The sequence below is a fragment of the Marinobacter sp. genome (assembly GCF_034669625.1).
Lineage (GTDB): Bacteria > Pseudomonadota > Gammaproteobacteria > Pseudomonadales > Oleiphilaceae > Marinobacter.
On record NZ_JAXMOY010000016.1, the window covers coordinates 1 to 18,246 of the forward strand.

Annotated in this window: 18 protein-coding genes; 11 read left to right on the forward strand and 7 right to left on the reverse strand. The window is 55.6% G+C overall.

The features are described 5' to 3' along the window. On the forward strand, positions 1 to 1,175 hold a 1,175-nt coding region (locus tag VOI14_RS12755; protein ID WP_323752430.1), incomplete at its 5' end, for an ATP phosphoribosyltransferase regulatory subunit. An 82-nt stretch (positions 1,176 to 1,257) separates the two neighbouring features. After that, complete coding sequence (locus VOI14_RS12760; protein ID WP_323752431.1) at positions 1,258 to 2,553, forward strand: adenylosuccinate synthase; 1,296 nt, start codon at positions 1,258 to 1,260, stop codon at positions 2,551 to 2,553. 68 nt (positions 2,554 to 2,621) lie between these two features. Here the strand turns inward: VOI14_RS12760 and cmoB are convergent, their stop codons facing one another. From cmoB to VOI14_RS12785, 5 genes are read right to left on the reverse strand one after another with little or no spacing between them, the layout of a single operon-like run. Continuing rightward, entirely contained in the window at positions 2,622 to 3,614 is a 993-nt protein-coding gene (cmoB, locus tag VOI14_RS12765) for a tRNA 5-methoxyuridine(34)/uridine 5-oxyacetic acid(34) synthase CmoB (protein WP_323752432.1), read from the reverse strand. A 21-nt stretch (positions 3,615 to 3,635) separates the two neighbouring features. After that, positions 3,636 to 4,394 carry a carboxy-S-adenosyl-L-methionine synthase CmoA gene (cmoA, locus tag VOI14_RS12770; protein ID WP_323752433.1) on the reverse strand — a complete coding sequence of 253 codons (759 nt, stop codon included), beginning with the start codon at positions 4,392 to 4,394 and terminating at the stop codon, positions 3,636 to 3,638. Continuing rightward, on the reverse strand, positions 4,384 to 4,752 hold the full coding sequence (locus VOI14_RS12775; protein WP_323752434.1) for a kinase: 369 nt from the start codon (positions 4,750 to 4,752) through the stop codon (positions 4,384 to 4,386). The genes cmoA and VOI14_RS12775 overlap by 11 nt, the downstream gene beginning before the upstream one ends. Positions 4,753 to 4,771: 19 nt before the next feature. Next, positions 4,772 to 5,791 (reverse strand): serine/threonine protein kinase, encoded by a 1,020-nt coding sequence (locus tag VOI14_RS12780; protein WP_323752435.1) that lies wholly within the window; start codon positions 5,789 to 5,791, stop codon positions 4,772 to 4,774. Positions 5,792 to 5,796: 5 nt separating this feature from the next. Next, the gene (locus VOI14_RS12785; protein ID WP_323752436.1) at positions 5,797 to 6,219 is read right to left on the reverse strand and encodes a hypothetical protein; all 423 of its coding nucleotides are present in this window, start codon (positions 6,217 to 6,219) and stop codon (positions 5,797 to 5,799) included. 123 nt (positions 6,220 to 6,342) lie between these two features. Between VOI14_RS12785 and VOI14_RS12790 the strand changes: the two genes are divergently transcribed. Then, complete coding sequence (locus VOI14_RS12790) at positions 6,343 to 7,452, forward strand: NAD(P)/FAD-dependent oxidoreductase (protein WP_323752437.1); 1,110 nt, start codon at positions 6,343 to 6,345, stop codon at positions 7,450 to 7,452. On the opposite strand, the gene VOI14_RS12795 is transcribed toward VOI14_RS12790, so the two are convergent. Continuing rightward, positions 7,449 to 8,177: a ComF family protein gene (locus VOI14_RS12795; RefSeq protein ID WP_323752438.1), complete on the reverse strand. Its 729-nt coding sequence runs from the start codon at positions 8,175 to 8,177 to the stop codon at positions 7,449 to 7,451. The genes VOI14_RS12790 and VOI14_RS12795 overlap by 4 nt on opposite strands. Positions 8,178 to 8,228: 51 nt before the next feature. Here VOI14_RS12795 and bioB point away from each other — a divergent pair, with 51 nt between their 5' ends. The 8 genes from bioB to VOI14_RS12835 all read left to right on the forward strand — a co-directional run bounded on the left by bioB (position 8,229) and on the right by VOI14_RS12835 (position 17,323). Then, complete coding sequence (gene bioB / locus VOI14_RS12800) at positions 8,229 to 9,287, forward strand: biotin synthase BioB (protein ID WP_323752439.1); 1,059 nt, start codon at positions 8,229 to 8,231, stop codon at positions 9,285 to 9,287. A 213-nt stretch (positions 9,288 to 9,500) separates the two neighbouring features. Then, the gene (gene bioF / locus VOI14_RS12805; protein ID WP_323752440.1) at positions 9,501 to 10,688 is read left to right on the forward strand and encodes an 8-amino-7-oxononanoate synthase; all 1,188 of its coding nucleotides are present in this window, start codon (positions 9,501 to 9,503) and stop codon (positions 10,686 to 10,688) included. Further along, positions 10,685 to 11,518: a malonyl-ACP O-methyltransferase BioC gene (gene bioC / locus VOI14_RS12810; protein WP_323752441.1), complete on the forward strand. Its 834-nt coding sequence runs from the start codon at positions 10,685 to 10,687 to the stop codon at positions 11,516 to 11,518. The genes bioF and bioC overlap by 4 nt, the downstream gene beginning before the upstream one ends. Positions 11,519 to 11,523: 5 nt before the next feature. Beyond that, positions 11,524 to 12,228, forward strand: a complete 705-nt coding sequence (gene bioD / locus VOI14_RS12815; protein WP_323752442.1) for a dethiobiotin synthase — start codon at positions 11,524 to 11,526, stop codon at positions 12,226 to 12,228. A 51-nt stretch (positions 12,229 to 12,279) separates the two neighbouring features. After that, complete coding sequence (locus VOI14_RS12820; protein ID WP_323752443.1) at positions 12,280 to 12,525, forward strand: flagellar basal body rod C-terminal domain-containing protein; 246 nt, start codon at positions 12,280 to 12,282, stop codon at positions 12,523 to 12,525. 16 nt (positions 12,526 to 12,541) lie between these two features. Then, on the forward strand, positions 12,542 to 13,261 hold the full coding sequence (locus VOI14_RS12825; RefSeq protein WP_323752444.1) for a putative metalloprotease CJM1_0395 family protein: 720 nt from the start codon (positions 12,542 to 12,544) through the stop codon (positions 13,259 to 13,261). Between the two features lie 245 nt (positions 13,262 to 13,506). Beyond that, complete coding sequence (locus tag VOI14_RS12830) at positions 13,507 to 15,306, forward strand: acyl-CoA dehydrogenase C-terminal domain-containing protein (protein ID WP_323752445.1); 1,800 nt, start codon at positions 13,507 to 13,509, stop codon at positions 15,304 to 15,306. Positions 15,307 to 15,532: 226 nt separating this feature from the next. After that, complete coding sequence (locus VOI14_RS12835; protein ID WP_323752446.1) at positions 15,533 to 17,323, forward strand: acyl-CoA dehydrogenase C-terminal domain-containing protein; 1,791 nt, start codon at positions 15,533 to 15,535, stop codon at positions 17,321 to 17,323. A gap of 109 nt (positions 17,324 to 17,432) precedes the next feature. Here VOI14_RS12835 and VOI14_RS12840 read toward each other — a convergent pair whose 3' ends face one another. Next, positions 17,433 to 18,068 carry an endonuclease gene (locus tag VOI14_RS12840; RefSeq protein ID WP_323752447.1) on the reverse strand — a complete coding sequence of 212 codons (636 nt, stop codon included), beginning with the start codon at positions 18,066 to 18,068 and terminating at the stop codon, positions 17,433 to 17,435. Between the last annotated feature and the right edge of the window lie 178 nt (positions 18,069 to 18,246).

Consider the following 18,246-nt stretch of genomic DNA (forward strand, 5'->3'; position numbering starts at 1 on the left):
TATCTGATCGCTGGTTACTGCCAGATGGAGTTGAAGACATTCTTCCTCCGCTGGCCGGACGGATCGAGTCCCTGCGCCGGGATGTAATGGACACCTGCCAACGCTGGGGTTACCAATTGGTTATCCCGCCCCTGATCGAGTATCTAGAGTCCCTGTTTACAGGAACCGGACACGACCTGGAGTTGCAGACGTTTAAACTGACCGACCAACTCACCGGTCGCATGATGGGTGTGCGTGCGGACATGACGCCGCAGGCCGCTCGGATTGATGCACATACGCTGGGCCAGGAAGGCATTACCCGCCTATGCTACGCGGGGCATGTGTTGCACACCCGTCCTCGTCATATGCTGACCGGCCGAACGCCGATTCAGGCGGGCTGCGAATTGTTTGGCAGCACCTCGGAAGCGGCGGACCTGGAAATCATCAGCTTGATGTTGGAAGCCCTTCGGGTTGCCGGATTGCCTCGAGTGCATCTGGATCTGGCGCACGTATCAATCTATGAAAGTCTGATTGCCAGCTCTGGGTTCGATAAAGACACCGAAGCGGCTGTATTTGACGCGATGGCTCGAAAGTCGGTGCCAGAGCTCGATCGGTTGCTTGGTGGCTGTGAGCCCGGGTCATCTGGCGCGCGGTTGCGCGAGCTTGCTCGTGTGAACGGTGGAGTAGAAGCGCTGGATCAGGCACGATCGATCCTGGGCGGTGCTTCCGAGGCTCTCGACGCGGCTCTGGATCAACTGACTCGGGTGGTCGAGATGCTCACTCGTGATTTCCCGGAAGTCAGTCTGGGCTTCGATTTTTGTGAGCTGCGTGGTTACAACTACCACACCGGTCTGGTGTTTGCGGCCTATGTGCCCGGTCATGGTGACTCCGTTGCCAAAGGTGGTCGTTACGATGCCATTGGTAGTGATTTTGGTCGTGCGCGTCCCGCTACCGGATTCAGTCTGGACATTCGCGCGTTGGTGGCTCTGGGTGAGCGTGTACACCATCGATCGGGAGCTATTTGGGCGCCCGCCGTTGAAGATTCAGCACTTGAAGGCGTTATTTCCGGCTTACGAATGACCGAGACGGTCATTAGGCAGTTACCCGGTGACGAATCTGCAGATCCCGTGTTGCAAGGTTGTGATCGTCAGCTGGTGAAAAAAGATGGGCAATGGGTTGTGGAGATGCTGGGCTGATCTTTGCTCCAGTGTCCAACGAATATTCCTGAGTAAATGTGCAAGGCGCGTTCCTTCGGGCCGCCTGATGTGAGAGAGAATCATGGGTAAAAATGTTGTTGTGCTGGGTACCCAGTGGGGTGATGAAGGCAAAGGCAAGATCGTCGACCTTCTGACGGAAAAAGTGGCAGCAGTGGTGCGCTTTCAGGGCGGTCACAATGCCGGCCACACGCTGGTCATCGAGGGCAAGAAGACGGCCTTGCACCTGATCCCGTCGGGCATCCTGCGGAAGAGTGTCCACTGCCTGATTGGCAACGGCGTCGTGCTTTCACCGGAAGCGCTGCTTAAAGAAGTTCGTGAACTTGAAGCCAATGGCGTTGTAGTGCGTGATCGCCTGAAAATCAGTCTTGCCTGCCCGATTATTCTGCGAACCCACGTTCGTATCGATCAGGCGCGTGAGCGAGCGAAGGGCGAAGATAAAATCGGTACCACGGGTCGTGGTATTGGGCCGGCTTATGAAGACAAAGTGTCTCGCCGGGGTGTTCGTGTTGGCGACTTGCACAACATGGAAGACTTTGAAGTTAAGCTTCGCGAGATCATGTCTTACCACAACTTCGTGCTGACTGAATATTTCAAGGAAGAAGCCGAAGACATCGATGCGGCTTTGGCTGAGTTGAAGCAGATGGCGGAAGAAATTCTGCCGATGGCTGCCGACGTGACCGATATTCTGCACGGCCACCGCAAGCGTGGTGAACACATCCTGTTTGAGGGCGCTCAAGGCTCTCTGCTGGATATCGATCTCGGTACCTACCCGTACGTAACCTCTTCCAATACCACCGCCGGCGGCACCGCCACGGGTTCCGGTTTTGGCCCTTTGTATCTGGATTACGTGTTGGGTATTACCAAGGCCTACACGACCCGCGTTGGATCAGGTCCGTTCCCGACGGAACTGTATTGCGACATGGGTGAGCACCTGGCGGTCAAAGGTAACGAAGTCGGCACGACCACTGGCCGTTCCCGTCGCTGTGGTTGGTTCGACGCCGTGGCATTGCGTCACGCGATCCAGATCAACAGCGTGTCCGGCATCTGCCTGACCAAGCTGGATGTTCTGGACGGTTTGGAGACGGTGAAGGTTTGTGTTGGTTACAAAACACCGGACGGCGAAATCACCCGACCACCGATCGGCTGCGATACCTTTAAAGACATCGAGCCGATTTACGAAGAGTTGCCTGGCTGGAGCGAAAGCACCTTTGGTTTGACCACCATTGAGGAGCTGCCGGAGAACGCGAAAGCGTATATCCGCTTCCTTGAGGAACAGATCGAAGCGCCGATCGATATCATTTCTACCGGCCCTGACCGCGTAGAGACCATCACTCTGAGGCACCCGTTCGGGGAATAAGCTTCTGAGTCAAAAAAACCGCCTTTAGCGTAAGCTTCAGGCGGTTTTTTTATGTCGCGAATAGATCGTCAGGGTTTCTCGGCAATGATCGTTGCACGTTTCGGGCCCGGGTAACCTTCAACGGTTTTCGTGGGATCGTTTGGGTCCAGGAAGTCTGCCAAAGAATTGAACCGCATCCAGTCAGTCTTTCGTTGCTCTTCGGTGGTGGTGTCGCTGACATCGACGACGCGGGCATTTTTGAAGCCCGCGCGTTCGAGCCATCGAATCAGGGTCGGGCAGCTGGGTAAGAACCAAACGTTGCGCATTTGCCCGTAGCGGTCTTCCGGCACCAGACTGAAACCTTCAGGGCCGTCCACAATCAGTGTCTCCAGAACGAGCTCGCCACCGCGGCGCAAGGTGCCTTTCAGATCCAGTAGATGGTCAATTGGAGAGCGTCGGTGATACAGCACACCCATCGAGAAGGTGGTATCGAAATGCTCGAGATTTTCCGGCAGATCTTCCATGCGTATCGGCAGTAAGTCGACAGCTGACTCCCCGAGATAACCTTTGACCGCTAAAAACTGAAACATGAACAGCAATCCGGGGTCGATCCCAACGACCTGCCGCGCGCCGGCACCGGCCATGCGCCAGCAGTGATACCCAGAGCCGCAACCGACATCCAGAATTGTGCGTTCGTTAAGGTCAGCCAGATGCGGGGCAACCCGATCCCACTTCCAGTCTGAGCGCCATTCGGTGTCAACGTGGGTGCCGAAAAAGTTGAAGGGCCCTTTGCGCCAGGGCATCAACCCGCGCAGGCCCAGCTCCAGACTTTCTGCGTTTTGTTCACCCAAGGGTTGGTCAGTCGTCACGGTGACGGCGGACGAGGTAAGGTCAACTTTTGTTGGGAGGTTCGTGGGCAGGGCTTCAAGTGCCGCCTGCCAGCGAGCCATGTCGCCGTGGGGGTTGTCTTCAAAGCGGCGGACCAGCTGGTCGGTAAGAACCTCTGCCCAAGCTGTCTGGTCGCTGTTGTTCAGGTAATCAAGAAACGGGGAGAAATGTGTGCGCCAGTCGAAAGCAGCCATAGGTCTTGCGGTATCCGGGGGTTAGGGGTTCTTGATGGCCAGCATGGAAACAAAGTTGAAACACTGATACCACACCAGTACTTGGTCAAAACCTACGTCGAGAAGCCGTTGCTTATGCGTGGTCAGGGTCTCGGGAATCATGATGTTTTCAATCGCTGCACGCTTCTGGCTGATCTCCAGATCGGAGTAGCCGTTGGCGCGCTTGAACTCGTGGTGCAGCTGAGTCTGGGTGTCCTGTTCCGTCTCGGACTCGAAACGGATCTTTTCCGACAGAACCAATACACCGCCTGGTAGGGTGGCGCTGGCGATCCGTGTGAGTAGATCTTTCCGTCGTTCAGGCGGTACAAACTGAAGTGTAAAGTTCAGGGTAGTGACCGAAGCTTGGCTCAGTTCTGTGGTCAGAATGTCCTCGCAGCGCAGGGTGACCGGCAGTTCCTGGTCATCTAATGCAACATAGTGTTCGCAGCGCTCGATCATGGCGCTGGAGTTATCCACGCCCACCAGAGTGCAATCGGAATAGGGGATACCGTGTCGCATGGCCAGTGTCGAGGCGCCCAGTGAACAGCCCAGGTCGTAGCAGTGGGAGCCGGGTTGCACGTACTGTTCGGTGATGACTTCGATCATCGGGATGATCGTGGTGTAACCGGGCACCGAGCGGCGAATCATGTCCGGAAATACCCGAGCCACCGAAGCATCAAAACGAAAGTCTTCAGGATTGCGCTCGGTCGCGAACAGGCGGTCAGTCATTTGTGGCGCCTGCGTCGGTTTTTTACTGCTCATCGCTATCCTCGACTTTAGGCTTTGCCGGGTCCCGGTCGGTTGGCGAGGGTCGGGCACAGCGTACGCCACGGTTCTTGTAATCCACCAGAACGCCGCGGAAGGACGGGTCTACGTCGGCAGCAATGGCAAGGTAGCCGTTTTCGCAGACTGCGTGCAGCTCTGAGGACTTTCGGGACATTCGGAACTCTTCGCCCGGATCCAGGTGAATGGCCTGAAAGTCGCCGACCGGAACGTGGTCTTTGTTGTCTGAATGCTTGATGCGGCCCCCGGCTTCCAGAGCCACCACGGTGCCGATGATGGCGATAACCGCTGTCAGAATAAGGGCTCGCGTCGAATAGCGGCTTTCACTTTCGCTCATGTTTACCTCTTGTCAGTGTTCAGAATTGGCCTGGGAGCGCAAGAGCAGGCTCTTGCAGGGCCGAGAGTTGTTCGCGCAGGGAAAGGATCTGGTCGGACCAGAAGCGCGGTTGTGCAAACCACGGGAAAAACCGGGGGAAAGCCGGGTCTTCCCAGCGCCGCGCCAGCCAGGCACAGTGTGCGATTTGGCGGTAGCAGCGAAGTGGCTCGATCAGGTGACGTTCCCGACGATCAAAATCCCGGAAGGTCTCATAGCCCTCGAGCAGTTCCCCGAGTTGGCTGCCCCGTTCGGTGAATTCACCGTTCAGAAGCAACCACATATCCTGAACGGCCGGGCCGGTGCGGCAGTCGTCCAGGTCGACAAACAGCATCGATTCATCTCGGCATAGAATATTGCCAGCATGGCAATCACCGTGGATTCGGAGCGTGGCGACGTCACCGGCGTCGTCCATCCGTTGTTTGCAGCCAGCCATTAAATCCGGGATCAGGCTGTCCCAGGCCGGTCGCAGGTCATCAGGAATCCAGCCGCCGTTAATGAGTAGTGCGTTGTGTTCTTCCAGACCGTGAATCAGGTCAAACGTCGGGCGGTGTTCGAATGATTTGGTTGCGCCCAGGTTGTGGATCTGGCCCAACCATTGGCCAAGACGATAGAGCGTGTCGGGGATGCTGGTGTCTGGGGCTTGTCCACCGCGCTGAGGGAAAACGGCGAACCGGAACTCGCCATGGCGACCCAGCGAGTTACCGTTGTTCAGCGACAGTGGGGCGACCACGGGAATGTCTGCGGCCTGAAGGTCGAGTGTGAACTCGTGTTCTTCACGGATGGCAGCATCAGACCAGCGGCCAGGGCGATAGAACTTCGCGATGACCGGAGGGCCTTCGTCCAGCCCGATCTGATACACCCGGTTTTCATAACTGTTCAGGGCAAAGAGTCGTCCACTGACGGCAAAGCCGGCTTCTTCCAAGGCGTCGAGAATGGTTTCCGGCGTCAGAGTGTCGTACGGATGGGTAGAAGCAGTTATGTCAGAAGGCTCATGTTGCATAGTAGTCAGAGGGCCGAGTTTTGTTGAGATTGCATGGATTGCAGGTGGTACCAGTTTTCATCAAGTTCCCAGCGCACGCGTTTAATGGCGGGCGATGAAAGCACAATGTCGCCGGCCCGAGCCTGAACCTGGGCGAGTTCGCGCTCAGCCTTTTGCCAGTCGCGATGGGTGTCCGACAAATGTTTCATGCGGGGAAAGATCACCGACAACGCTCGTTGTGTTGAAACCGTATGGGACCGTAGCGAACTGATGGTTGCCGTATCGCCTTCCACGCGCAGCACCCGGTGTTGATAGGGGTAGCTGGAAACTACTTTGTCGGCTTTCAGTTGGTCATTGAGGCTAGTGACTTCAAAGCCGCGCCAGCCAATCCAGCCCACAAAGAGTGCGGCGACAATCATCACCGTAAGAAACTGCTTCCTGTCCGACATATCCCATGCTCCGTGCACCCGTTACGCTTGCGGTAAAGTATAACGGTTCTGAAAGCTCAGGTAATGTAACGCAGGGCTATCTGGGTTAATTTCAGGTTGTTGATTGAATAGCAGGGCTGCAAAGTGAGTTACGAAAGCTACAAAGTGCAAACGGTGGTTGTTGGCGCCGGGGTGGTGGGGTTGGCGGTTGCCCGGGCGCTTGCCCAGTCAGGGCGCGACGTCCTGGTCCTCGAAGCAGGCGCCAGATTTGGCGAGGGTATTTCTTCCCGAAATAGCGAAGTGATTCACGCGGGTATCTATTACCCCAGGGATTCCCTGAAAGCGTCGTTTTGTGTTCGGGGCCGCGAGCTGCTCTACGAGTATTGCGTCACTCGGAAGGTGGAGCACCGTAAGTGCGGGAAATGGATCGTTGCTACCGACGATCGTCAGGCGTCGAGGCTGGAGGCCATTTGCCGGCAAGCTGAAGGTAATGGCGTGAGCTTGCAACAGGTTACCGGCGATGCAGTGAACGCGCAGTGCCTCGATATACGGGCCTTTGCTGGGTTGTGGTCACCTGAGACCGGCATCATCGATAGCCACGGTTTGATGCTATCGATGCTGGGTGAGCTGGAAGATGCCGGCGGGCAACTGGTACTAAACAGCCCGGTTCTTGCTGCAGATAGCTCACCCGATGGCCATCGGCTCACGGTCGGTGGAGATGCTCCGGTCACCTTGATGGCCAGTGAAGTGGTGAATGCAGCAGGGTTGGGGGCGCCGGGTCTTACCCAAGGCTGGTCGGGTCTGCCTGACAGTGCCAAGCCAGAACAGTGGTTAGCCCGAGGCGTATATTTCAGTTATAGCGGCAAGCACCCATTCAATCAGTTGATCTACCCCTTGCCGGAACCGGGCGGGCTTGGCGTTCACCTGACGTTGGATTTAGCCGGGCAGGCCCGCTTTGGGCCAGATGTTGAGTGGATTGAAACGGAGAATTACACCGTGGATCCAAATCGGATGCAGGCTTTTGTAGAGGGCATTCGCCAGTGGTGGCCATCGCTCGATGCGAGTCGGCTACAGCCCGCTTATGCTGGCATTCGGCCCAAGCTGGCCGGGCCTGAGGACGGCTTTGCTGACTTCCGGATCGATGGGCCTGAGGACCATGGGGTGTCGGGACTGGTTCATCTTTTTGGCATTGAGTCGCCTGGCCTGACCTCTTGCTTGGCCATCGCTGATTTTGTAAAACAGAAGTTGGGTTAACCCGGTGTGCGAGCCAAGGCCCAAATTTGAATGTCGCGCGCTCCAGCCTCGGTTAATGCCCGGGCCAGAGCCCGAGAGGTAGCACCGGTTGTTACCACGTCGTCGATTATGGCGACCCGTTCCGGCATCGGGGTGCAAACCTCAAACACCTTGTTCAGATTCGTTAGGCGCTCGGTTCTGTTAAGGCCTCTTTGCGCGTGCACCTGCCGTCTTCGCCGAACGGTTTTGCTTCCTACCGGGATCTTCAGGCGAGCCCCCACATATTCTGCAATGTCCTGTGACTGGTTGAAACCGCGCTGCCATCGGCGCAGCCAATGCATGGGCGCGGGAACCAACAGCTCCGGACGTTCGGAGTCAGTCAGTGTTTGTTCCAGATAGTCGCTGAAATCAGCCAGCAGGGGCCGCGCGAATTTGCGTTGGCCATGGTATTTGTAGCGGCCGATCATGCTGTCGACCGGGAACTGGTAGCGCCAAGGGATCAACGAACGTGTGAAGGGTGGTGGATGCGCCAGGCATTCGCCACAGAGCCTGACGGGGCCTGCAAAAGCCAGGGGGAGGGCGCAGGTGTCGCAGTGCAGCCGGTTGTGTGGAAGGTCTGCTCGGCAGGCCGTGCAGAGGCCTTGATTGGCCGGCGTATCGAGGCAGGTAACACAGCGACCTGCTGTAGCTTCGCTGTTAACCAATTTGCCTAGATAGGTTGACAGCGGTTTTAGTCTGTTTATCATCGTGGTTTATCCGTAAACCAAAAACCTTGTTAAGGTTAACAGGACTTGAACATGACCGCTACTGCGCTGCGCCACGACTGGAGCCTTCAGGAGGCTCAAGAGCTTTTTCATCTCCCGTTTAATGATCTCTTGTTCCGTGCCCAGTCGGTGCATCGAGAGCATTTTGATCCTAATGAGGTTCAGGTTAGCACTCTACTGTCCATCAAAACCGGTGCTTGCCCTGAGGATTGTAAATACTGCCCTCAGAGCGGCCATTACAACACAGGCCTAGAGAAAGAGAAGCTTCTGGAAATTGAAAAAGTGGTCGCGGAAGCACAGGCGGCTAAGCAGAAAGGCGCTTCACGGTTCTGTATGGGCGCGGCTTGGCGCAGCCCCTCAAAGAAAGATATGCCGTACGTATTGGACATGGTTCAGCAGGTCAAATCGCTGGGTCTGGAAACCTGTATGACGCTGGGCATGTTGAAAGAGGAAGAGGCTCAGGAGTTGGCCGAAGCGGGTCTGGATTATTACAACCATAACTTGGACACCTCGGAGAAGTACTACAGCCACATCATTACCACGCGCACCTATCAGGACCGCTTGGATACGCTGGATAACGTGCGCAAGGCCGGGATGAAGGTTTGCTGCGGCGGGATTCTGGGTATGGGCGAGGATGAGGAGGATCGCGTTGGTTTGTTGGTTCAGTTGGCGAACTTGCCGCAGCATCCTGAGAGTGTGCCGGTGAATATGTTGGTGAAGGTGAAGGGCACGCCGTTGGAAGATGTGGAGGATCTGGAACCGTTTGATTTTATCCGGATGATTGCGGTGGCGCGGATTATGATGCCGGCGTCTCATGTTCGGCTGTCGGCCGGTCGTGAGCAGATGAATGAGCAGATGCAGTCGCTGTGTTTCCTAGCTGGTGCGAATTCGATTTTCTACGGAGAGAAGTTGCTGACGACCTCTAATCCGGAGGCGGATGCGGATATGCAGTTGTTCCGCAAACTGGGGATTCGTCCCGAGCAGCGTGAGCAGTGTGCGACTGAGGAGCAGCAGGGAGAGGTGCTTGCTGAGGCTGTCGAGTATGAGGCTACCCGTCATATGTTTTATGACGCTACTCGGGAATCTGCCTAATTTCTGAAATTGGTGGTGTGTGAAGGTCTGGTGTTGCTTTTCGGGACACGCTACGAGCACATCCATGTGCGCTTGTTTCAGGCCGTCCTTGGCCTTCAACAGTCCCGAAAAGCAGCGCCAGACCTTCACTCCTAATTTGTTCGGGGAGTCAGTTGATTGTTCTGGCCCGTATTGACCGCTTTTTCTTCGCACTGACCGTTTGGTGTCGTCTTTATGCGTGATTTTGCACTTGAGATAGAACAACGGAAACAGGCAGGCCTGTATCGAACCCGCCGTTTGGTTTCTGGCCCGCAACAGCCGGAGTTAATCGCGGATGGTCAGGCGTTGCTGTCGTTCTGTAGCAACGATTATCTGGGTCTCGCCAATCACCCTCAAAACATAGATGCGCTCAAGAGTGCCTTGCCGGAGACCGGGCTCGGCGGGGCCGCTTCACATCTTGTCTGTGGTCATCACGATGCTCATCACCGCTTGGAGCAGCGGTTGGCTGACTTTGCCCAGCGCAGTAGCGCATTGTTTTTTTCCACCGGTTATATGGCGAATGTTGGTGTGCTTTCAGCGTTGGTGGGGCGGGGCGATACGGTTTTTTCGGATCGGCTAAATCATGCCTCTATCATCGATGGCTGTATTCTCAGCCGGGCCCGGGTTCGGCGTTATGCGCACGGGGATGTTGCGGCGCTGGGAGCTATGTTGGCTGACACTTCGGGTCACAAGGTGGTGGTGACCGACGGGGTCTTCAGCATGGACGGCGATGTGGCGCCGTTGAAAGCATTAGCTCGAGTCTGCAAGGCCCACGATGCGTTGTTGGTGGTGGATGACGCCCACGGTATCGGTGTGTTGGGGCCGCAGGGTCGCGGAAGTGTGCTGGAAGCGGGCTTGTCGGAGGATGAGGTGCCGGTTCTGATTGGCACCTTGGGTAAGGCTGTGGGCACCAGTGGTGCGTTTGTAGCTGGGCCGGCAGTACTGATGGACTATCTGGTCCAGAAGGCCCGAACATACATCTACACAACGGCTATGCCGCCGGCGATGGCGATTGCGACCTGTGCCAGTCTGGATCTGATCGAGGCCGATGATCAAAGGCGGGCCCATTTGAATGAGTTGATTGTGCGTTTTCGAGAGGGCGCGCAAGCGCTGGGTTATGAGTTGATGCCGTCTTATATGCCCATTCAGCCGATTATGATTGGTGGCAATGAGGAGGCGTTGGCGTTGAGTCAGGCGCTGGAGCAACAGGGCGTTATGGTGACGGCAATTCGGCCGCCAACGGTGCCCGAGGGGCAGGCTCGGCTTCGGGTGACTTTGAGCGCTTCGCATACCCGAGAGCATGTCGATCAATTGCTGGCAGCTCTGTCGGGTTGTCGGGGGTTGCTCGCGGCATGTGATTCCGGGCAGGTGGTGGCCGGATGAACATATTTAATGATTTGAATTTAGTGGCTAGCGTAGACGGAGGTACGGGGAGCAAGGCTTCGATTGCGTCGGGGTTTGGGGGTGCCAGCAAAACTTATGACAGCGCCTCTCGTTTGCAGAAGATAATGGGCGACGCTATGTTGTCGCGCATCCCTGAAGCATTGCTGCCGGAAGCCGTTCTTGATTTGGGGTGCGGCACCGGTTGGTTTACCCGCAAGTTGATGACACGCTATCCCGAGGCGCCTGTCACCGGGGCTGATTTGTCGCCTGGTATGTTGAAACAGGCGGAGGCCGCCACCGCGTCGGAGCATGTTAACTGGCTCAACGCCGATGCGGAGCAATTGCCGCTAGCGGATGGGAGTGTTGATCTGGTCTTCAGTAACCTGATGGTGCAGTGGAGTCGGCGCCCCGAGGCTGTGCTGGCAGAATGCCAGAGAGTGCTGAGGCCCGGTGGTTTTCTGGCGATGTCTACCTTGGTAGATGGCACTTTACGGGAGCTCAAGCAGGCGTGGGCTAAAGCGGACCCAGGACAGCCTCATGTGAATCGTTTTGTGCCAGCGACGGAATGGTGCCGTTTAACCGGAGCGATTTTGCCCGGCTCGACACTGGAATTGGCGCCGATCCGTTTGTCCTATGAATCGCCGATGGCACTGAATCGAGAGCTGAAGCATTTGGGCGCGGTGTTCAAAGGTAAAGAAAGGCGCCGAACGGTGACGGCTCCCGGACGTTTTAGGGGCATGTGTAGAGCGTATCCGGGGGAGGGGTCTGGAGTTGTTCTAGCGACCTACGAGGCCGGTTGGTTGTATTGGCAAAAGCCCACAGCAGGATAAATAAGATGGCGAAGAAAACGTATTTCGTAACGGGTACAGATACAGAGGTGGGTAAAACCATCGTGAGTGCCGCGATACTGGAAGCGGCGAAGGCTCTGGGTAAACGTACCATCGCCATGAAGCCGATCGCCTCAGGTTGTGATCAAACCCCGGAGGGGCTTCGCAATGAAGATGCTCTGATGCTTCAGGCCGCGATCACGGAATCCATCGCCTATGATGCCATTAATCCGATCGCTTTAGAGCCTGCGATTGCCCCTCATGTGGCGGCGCTTCAAGCAGGTAAACAGGTTAGTGCTCAGCGTCTGATCGGATTTTGCCGTGGTCTTCAGATGCGTCCGGCGGATTTGATGCTTGTGGAAGGGGCTGGCGGTTGGCGGGTGCCGCTGAACGATCGGGAGACCTATGCTTCGGTGCCTCGCGAGATGGGTCTGGGGGTTATTCTGGTGGTGCCGCTTAAGCTGGGTTGTATCAACCATGCCATGCTCACGGCAGAAGCGATTCGTGCTGATGGTTTGAAAGTGGCCGGTTGGGTCGCCAATCATCCCGAGGCGGAGTCGATGAGTTGTGAGCAGGAAACGCTGAATTATCTGGTAACGCATCTTGATGCACCCTGTTTGGGTATTTTACCGTGGATAGATGAGGTGCCGGTTGCCGATATGCCGGCGGTTTTGGCTCGTTATTTAAATGTCTCTCCGTTGATTGAAAATTGATCAGGCATGTGCGTTAATTAGGTTAATTGTCTACCACGGGGACACCCCTCCATGATCAACAACACTCTCGGTATTGGTATTCAGGGCATCCAAGACGGAATGGCCGGGATGGACAATGCCGCTCGAAAGATCGCCCGTGGTGGAGCAGACGGCCCGCAAGGGAGCGCTGAGGGTGCTGGCAACCTTGCTGAGCCCATGCTTGAGCTTAATTTGTACAAACGCAGTGTCGAGGCTTCGGCGCAAGTCGTGAAAACGGCGGATGAGACCATAGGCACTCTATTGGATATTAAGGTGTGAGCGGCAGATTTCACCCGTGAACATACTGCCATCCGCTTCTTCTGTTTACCCCTCTTTAAGCGGCGTTTCAGGGCCCGACTCCCGCGGTTCGGCAGTCTCTGGCGCTTTGGACACACCCGGTGAAAAATCCCCTGGCGACGAAGGTCGGTCGGTGCGCGCTCCAGAGCAAGCCTCTGAAGGTAAATCGGCAGATTCGTCGACTGAAGAAACGGGGCAAGAAAAAGAGAACCCTCAGGGACTGACTGAATCCGAACTGAAAGAACTCACCGAACTCAAAGCCCGAGACCGGGAGGTACGTGCTCACGAGGCCGCGCATCAAGCGGTGGGTGGACAACATGCCGGAGCTATCTCGTATTCGTATGAGCGTGGCCCCGATGGCGCTCAGTACGCAGTTGGCGGTGAAGTGCCTATTGATGTGTCACCGGTCGCGGGTGATCCCCAGGCGACGATCGAAAAGATGCGGGTTGTTCGCTTCGCTGCCATGGCGCCCGCCGAGCCGTCATCGCAAGATCGCGCTGTAGCCGCCCAGGCCATGCAGACGATGTTGCAGGCACAAGCAGAACTCGCCAGTGGTGAAAGCGACAAGGCGAGCATTAATGGTGGGGCAGAAGAAGCTGAGCCGGGCCGCAACTCTCAGGAATCCCCGTCCCGCCAGGCTACAGAAGCCTATCAAAACATCTCCGCCATGCAGGGTTACGGGTTTGACTCGGACGCTGCGACCTCGATTTTTGTTTGATTCCTTTCCTGCCATAACAGTCTGAATACGAACGGCGTATCGCTATTTCTAGCCTGCTCTGGTTACGTTTGTGCACACAAAGCACGACAAAATTGACTCAATTCTCTTGACAATTCTGTGCTCCAAAACGTATGTTTCAAACAAGTGTTTAATTAAGACCTTGGAGCGGAAGCTTCATGGTGTCTGAGCAAACCACGGTCATAGCTGCACCAACTTCAGCTGCAACCATAATTGAGGTGGATTCAATGCCTGAGTACAAAGCGCCCCTGCGTGATATCAAATTTGTAATGAACGAGCTGCTCGACAGCGAGACCCACTACGCCAATTTGGAAGGCGCTGAAGACGCAACTCCGGATATGGTGGATGCCATCATCCAGGAAGGTGCGAAATTTGCTGAGCAGGTGTTGTCTCCACTGAACGCAATCGGCGACCGTGAAGGCTGTACCTGGAGCGAAGACGGCGTTAAAACGCCGACTGGCTTCAAAGAAGCATACGACCAGTTTGTTGAAGGCGGTTGGCCTTCACTGGCCGCTGACGCCAATTACGGTGGTCAGGGTCTACCCGATTCCCTCGGCATCGTGATGAGCGAGCTGAACGGTACCGCTAACTGGTCTTGGGGTATGTACCCGGGCCTTAGCCACGGTGCAATCAATACTCTTGAAGCACACGGTACTGAAGAACAGAAGCAGACTTACCTGACCAAGATGATCAGCGGTGAGTGGACGGGCACCATGTGCTTGACCGAATCTCACTGTGGTTCTGACCTGGGCACACTGCGTACTAAAGCAGAGCCTAATGCAGACGGTTCATACAGCATTTCCGGCACCAAGATCTTCATCTCTGCCGGTGAGCACGACATGACCGAGAATATTATTCACATCGTTCTGGCTCGTCTGCCAGGTGCGCCTGAAGGTACCAAGGGCATCTCCCTGTTTATCGTACCTAAGTGCCTGCCAGCCGAAGACGGTTCTGCCGGTGAGCGTAACGCCGTTTCCTGTGGTTCCATCGAGCACAAGATGGGGATCCACGGTAACGCAACTTGCGTAATGAACTTCGACGGTGCCAAAGGTTGGTTGATCGGGCCTGAAAATAAAGGTCTGAACTGCATGTTCACTTTCATGAACACCGCCCGTATCGGTACCGCGATTCAGGGTCTGGGTGCTGCAGAACTGGCGTTCCAGGGATCACTGGCTTACGCGAAAGACCGTCTGGCGATGCGTTCACTGAGTGGCGCCAAGAACCCAGAAGGCATTGCTGACCCGATCATCGTTCACCCGGACGTGCGTCGTATGCTGCTGACTCAGAAGGCCGTGGCTGAAGGTGCTCGCGCACTGATCTACCTGACCGCTCAGAAAGCTGACGTCGTAGGTCGTGGTAAGACTGAGGAAGAGCGCAAAGAAGCTGACGAAGCACTGGGCTTCCTGACGCCCATCGCCAAAGCCTTCCTGACCGAAATCGGTTACGAAGCAGCGAACTTGGGTATGCAGGTATTCGGTGGTCACGGTTTCATCTCCGAATGGGGCATGGAGCAGAACGTACGTGATGCCCGTATCGGCATGATCTACGAAGGCACCACCGGCATTCAGGCGCTGGATTTGTTGGGCCGTAAGGTTCTGATGACTCAAGGAGAGTCTCTGAAGACCTTCACCAAGCAGGTTCACGTATTCTGCAAGGAAAATGCCGACAACGAGCAGTTGAAGCAGTTCGTTGAGCCGCTGGCTGCGATCAACAAGGAGTGGGGCGACCTGACCATGAAAGTGGGTATGGCCGCCATGAAGAACCGTGAAGAAGTTGGTTCTGCTTCTGTTGATTACCTGATGTACTCTGGCTACGCCGTGTTTGCATACCTGTGGGCCCAGATGGCCAAGATTGCTCAGGAGAAGCTGGAAGAAGGTACCAGTGAAGAAGCGTTTTACACCGCTAAGCTTCAGACTGCACGCTTCTACTTCACCCGCATGCTGCCGCGTACCAGGACTCACGCTGTAACCATGCTGGCCGGCGCAGATACGCTGCTGGATATGCCGGAAGAAAACTTCGCCCTTTAAGGCTGAGGTTGCTATCTGATTGATAGTGCAAAAAAAGCCCGTTCTCTGTGAGGAGACGGGCTTTTTTCATGAGTTTAGGGTCGGTATTAATGTAGAATACCGGCCCACACTATAATAATTTTTTTGCGGACACATTGCCGATCGGGCGGACGTCGCTGAGCCTTCTTGTGAGGGCCGTTTTGAGCATGCCCCCGAAAAGACTGACTGATTTTCTGGAGAGCTATACATGGCTGATTATCAAGCCCCCCTTCGTGATATGAGTTTCGTGTTGAACGAAATGTTTGATGCGCCTGCTTTGTGGGCCTCACTGCCAAGAATTGCTGAAAATGTAGATCCGGAAACGGCCGATGCCATTCTGGAAGAAGCTGGAAAAATCACCAGCGGCGTTCTTGCCCCGCTGAACCGCGAAGCCGATGAGCAAGGCTGTAAGTGGAACGAAGGTGAAGTCACCAGTCCGGAAGGCTTTAAAGAGGCGTATCAGACCATCGTTGAAGGTGGTTGGAATGGTCTGGGCGGTAACCCGGAATTCGGTGGCATGGGTATGCCCAAAACTCTGGTCGCGCAATTTGAAGAAATGATGCAGGGCGCCAACATGGCCTTCGGCCTGGCTCCCATGCTAACCGCTGGCGCATGCCTGGCGTTGAACGCCCACGGCAGCCAGGAACTGAAAGAAAAGTACCTGCCGAACATGTACTCTGGCGTTTGGTCTGGTGCCATGGGCTTGACCGAGCCGCATGCGGGTACTGATCTGGGTATTATTCGTACCAAGGCTGAGCCGAAAGACGACGGCTCCTTCGACCTAACCGGCACCAAGATCTTTATCACTTGGGGCGAGCACGACATGGCGGAGAACATCATCCACCTGGTGCTGGCCAAACTGCCGGATGCACCTAAAGGTCCGAAGGGTATCTCCTTGTTCCTGGTTCCGAAGTTCATGGTTAATGACGACGGTTCTCTGGGCGAGCGTAACCAATTCAGCTGTGGTTCTATTGAAAAGAAAATGGGCATCAAAGGTTCCGCTACTTGCGTAATGAACTTTGATGGCGCCAAAGGCTGGTTGGTTGGCGAAGAAAATAAAGGCCTGAACGCCATGTTCACCATGATGAACTACGAGCGTCTGGGTGTAGGCATCCAAGGTATTGGCGCGGCTGAAGCCTCACTGCAAAGCGCTCGTGAATACGCCAACGAGCGTATCCAGAGCCGTGCTCCAACCGGTGCCCAGCAGCCTGAAAAAGCCGCTGACCCGATCCTGGTTCATCCGGACGTTCGTCGCATGCTGCTCACCATGAAGAGCTACGTTGAAGGCGGCCGTGCTTTCTCTACATACGTAGCCAAGTGGTTGGACATCTCCAAGTACTCCGACAACGACGAGCAGCGCAAACACGCCGAAGGCTTGGTTGCCTTGCTGACTCCGGTTGCCAAAGCCTTCCTGACCGACCGCGGTCTGGAAACCACCATCATTGGCCAGCAGGTCTTCGGTGGTCACGGCTTCATCCGTGAGTGGGGTCAGGAGCAGTTGGTTCGTGACTGCCGTATCACCCAGATTTACGAAGGTACCAACGGTATCCAGGCGATGGACCTGATGGGCCGTAAAGTGGTGGCGAGCCAGGGCAAATTGTTCGAACTTTTCGCAGAAGACGTGGGTGCATTCATCGAAGAAAACAGCGCTGACGAAGCGCTGCGCCCCTACCTGGAGCCGCTGGCGGCTGCGCTGGAGCGACTGGCTGACACCACTGAACACGTCATCAAACAGGCTGCTGAAAACCCCAACGCCGTTGGCGCTGCGGCAGTCGACTACCTGGATATGTTCGGCTACACCGCGCTGGCCTACATGTGGGCGAAAGCGGTTAAAGCTGCTGCACCGAAGGCAGAAGGTGACACCTCCGGCTTCTACACCGGTAAGCTGAAAACCGCACGTTTCTACTTCGAGCGACTACTGCCGAAGGCCGTGTCACTGGCTGAAGGCATCCGCAGTGGCAGCGATGCCATGATGGCGCTGGATGCGAACGAAATTTAAACCGATTTCGTAGATCCGGTACGTACAAAGCAGGCCCTAGTGGCCTGCTTTTTTGTGGGTACTGATAAACAAACTGTATCACGCATACCCTAGGGCGCCGAAGTTGTTACTACAGGCGATGGATCAGGTCCGGATTAATCACAAACGGATTCTCATTACCCTGAATTTCTGCAACGCTACGGTGCCTGGTCTGCTCCTTATCATCCGGCGGATCAAGCTCGCTCCAGCTCTGGAACACCGGAGACGCGCCCAGCCACGGCAAGCCGTAAGTGTCGACCATATACGCCATCGTACGAGCGACATCACCCTTAATGCGCTCCGGCGGCTCAAAGAACTGATTATTCGTACGGATGCCGCACTCATCTCTATCGATGGCCTGACTCAAATTCTCATAACGCGCTGTTCGGCGTTTTAGCTCCACGCGGCTGCGAACCGGAACCATGTTGTGCAAATCTGACGAGATCTGGCGGTAGCGATTATCCCGCTTGCACTGCGATGTGGTCCCGCAATCCAAAGCGGAACGAATATCGGCGAGCGGATAGATGTGCCCGTCAGTCATCACAAAACCTTTGGATTTGAACGGCTCATCACAGAAAAAAGACGTCCCGCCGTCAGCATAAAGGTTGCCCCAAAACTCATTTTTGACCACCGATTCCGGATCACTGAATCGAGTGTTCTGAGCGATAACCATGCCGGCTGAAAGAGCGATAGCAAGTGTCGTGGGTATGGCTATTATTTTTTTCATGGTCCATATGCCTCACCGTGTACATCGAGTGCCTGATCTGGCTGATAGCTAAACGATCAAGTCGCAGGAATTATGACAGTGTGATCATTTATTGATGTGAAGTATGACACAGTGATGGTCAGCGGAAACCGCGTTTGGCTTGGTTAATGTGTATGTTTGTTACTCACCTTGTGAGGCG

Excerpts from the sequence above, each read along its gene's own strand:
- VOI14_RS12760 (WP_323752431.1), top strand. The coding sequence starts at position 1,258 with ATGGGTAAAAATGTTGTTGTGCTGGGTACCCAGTGGGGTGATGAAGGC.
- cmoB (WP_323752432.1), bottom strand. The coding sequence starts at position 3,614 with ATGGCTGCTTTCGACTGGCGCACACATTTCTCCCCGTTTCTTGATTAC.
- cmoA (WP_323752433.1), bottom strand. The coding sequence starts at position 4,394 with ATGAGCAGTAAAAAACCGACGCAGGCGCCACAAATGACTGACCGCCTG.
- VOI14_RS12775 (WP_323752434.1), bottom strand. The coding sequence starts at position 4,752 with ATGAGCGAAAGTGAAAGCCGCTATTCGACGCGAGCCCTTATTCTGACA.
- VOI14_RS12780 (WP_323752435.1), bottom strand. The coding sequence starts at position 5,791 with ATGCAACATGAGCCTTCTGACATAACTGCTTCTACCCATCCGTACGAC.
- VOI14_RS12785 (WP_323752436.1), bottom strand. The coding sequence starts at position 6,219 with ATGTCGGACAGGAAGCAGTTTCTTACGGTGATGATTGTCGCCGCACTC.
- VOI14_RS12795 (WP_323752438.1), bottom strand. The coding sequence starts at position 8,177 with ATGATAAACAGACTAAAACCGCTGTCAACCTATCTAGGCAAATTGGTT.
- bioB (WP_323752439.1), top strand. The coding sequence starts at position 8,229 with ATGACCGCTACTGCGCTGCGCCACGACTGGAGCCTTCAGGAGGCTCAA.
- bioF (WP_323752440.1), top strand. The coding sequence starts at position 9,501 with ATGCGTGATTTTGCACTTGAGATAGAACAACGGAAACAGGCAGGCCTG.
- bioC (WP_323752441.1), top strand. The coding sequence starts at position 10,685 with ATGAACATATTTAATGATTTGAATTTAGTGGCTAGCGTAGACGGAGGT.
- bioD (WP_323752442.1), top strand. The coding sequence starts at position 11,524 with ATGGCGAAGAAAACGTATTTCGTAACGGGTACAGATACAGAGGTGGGT.
- VOI14_RS12820 (WP_323752443.1), top strand. The coding sequence starts at position 12,280 with ATGATCAACAACACTCTCGGTATTGGTATTCAGGGCATCCAAGACGGA.
- VOI14_RS12830 (WP_323752445.1), top strand. The coding sequence starts at position 13,507 with ATGCCTGAGTACAAAGCGCCCCTGCGTGATATCAAATTTGTAATGAAC.
- VOI14_RS12835 (WP_323752446.1), top strand. The coding sequence starts at position 15,533 with ATGGCTGATTATCAAGCCCCCCTTCGTGATATGAGTTTCGTGTTGAAC.
- VOI14_RS12840 (WP_323752447.1), bottom strand. The coding sequence starts at position 18,068 with ATGAAAAAAATAATAGCCATACCCACGACACTTGCTATCGCTCTTTCA.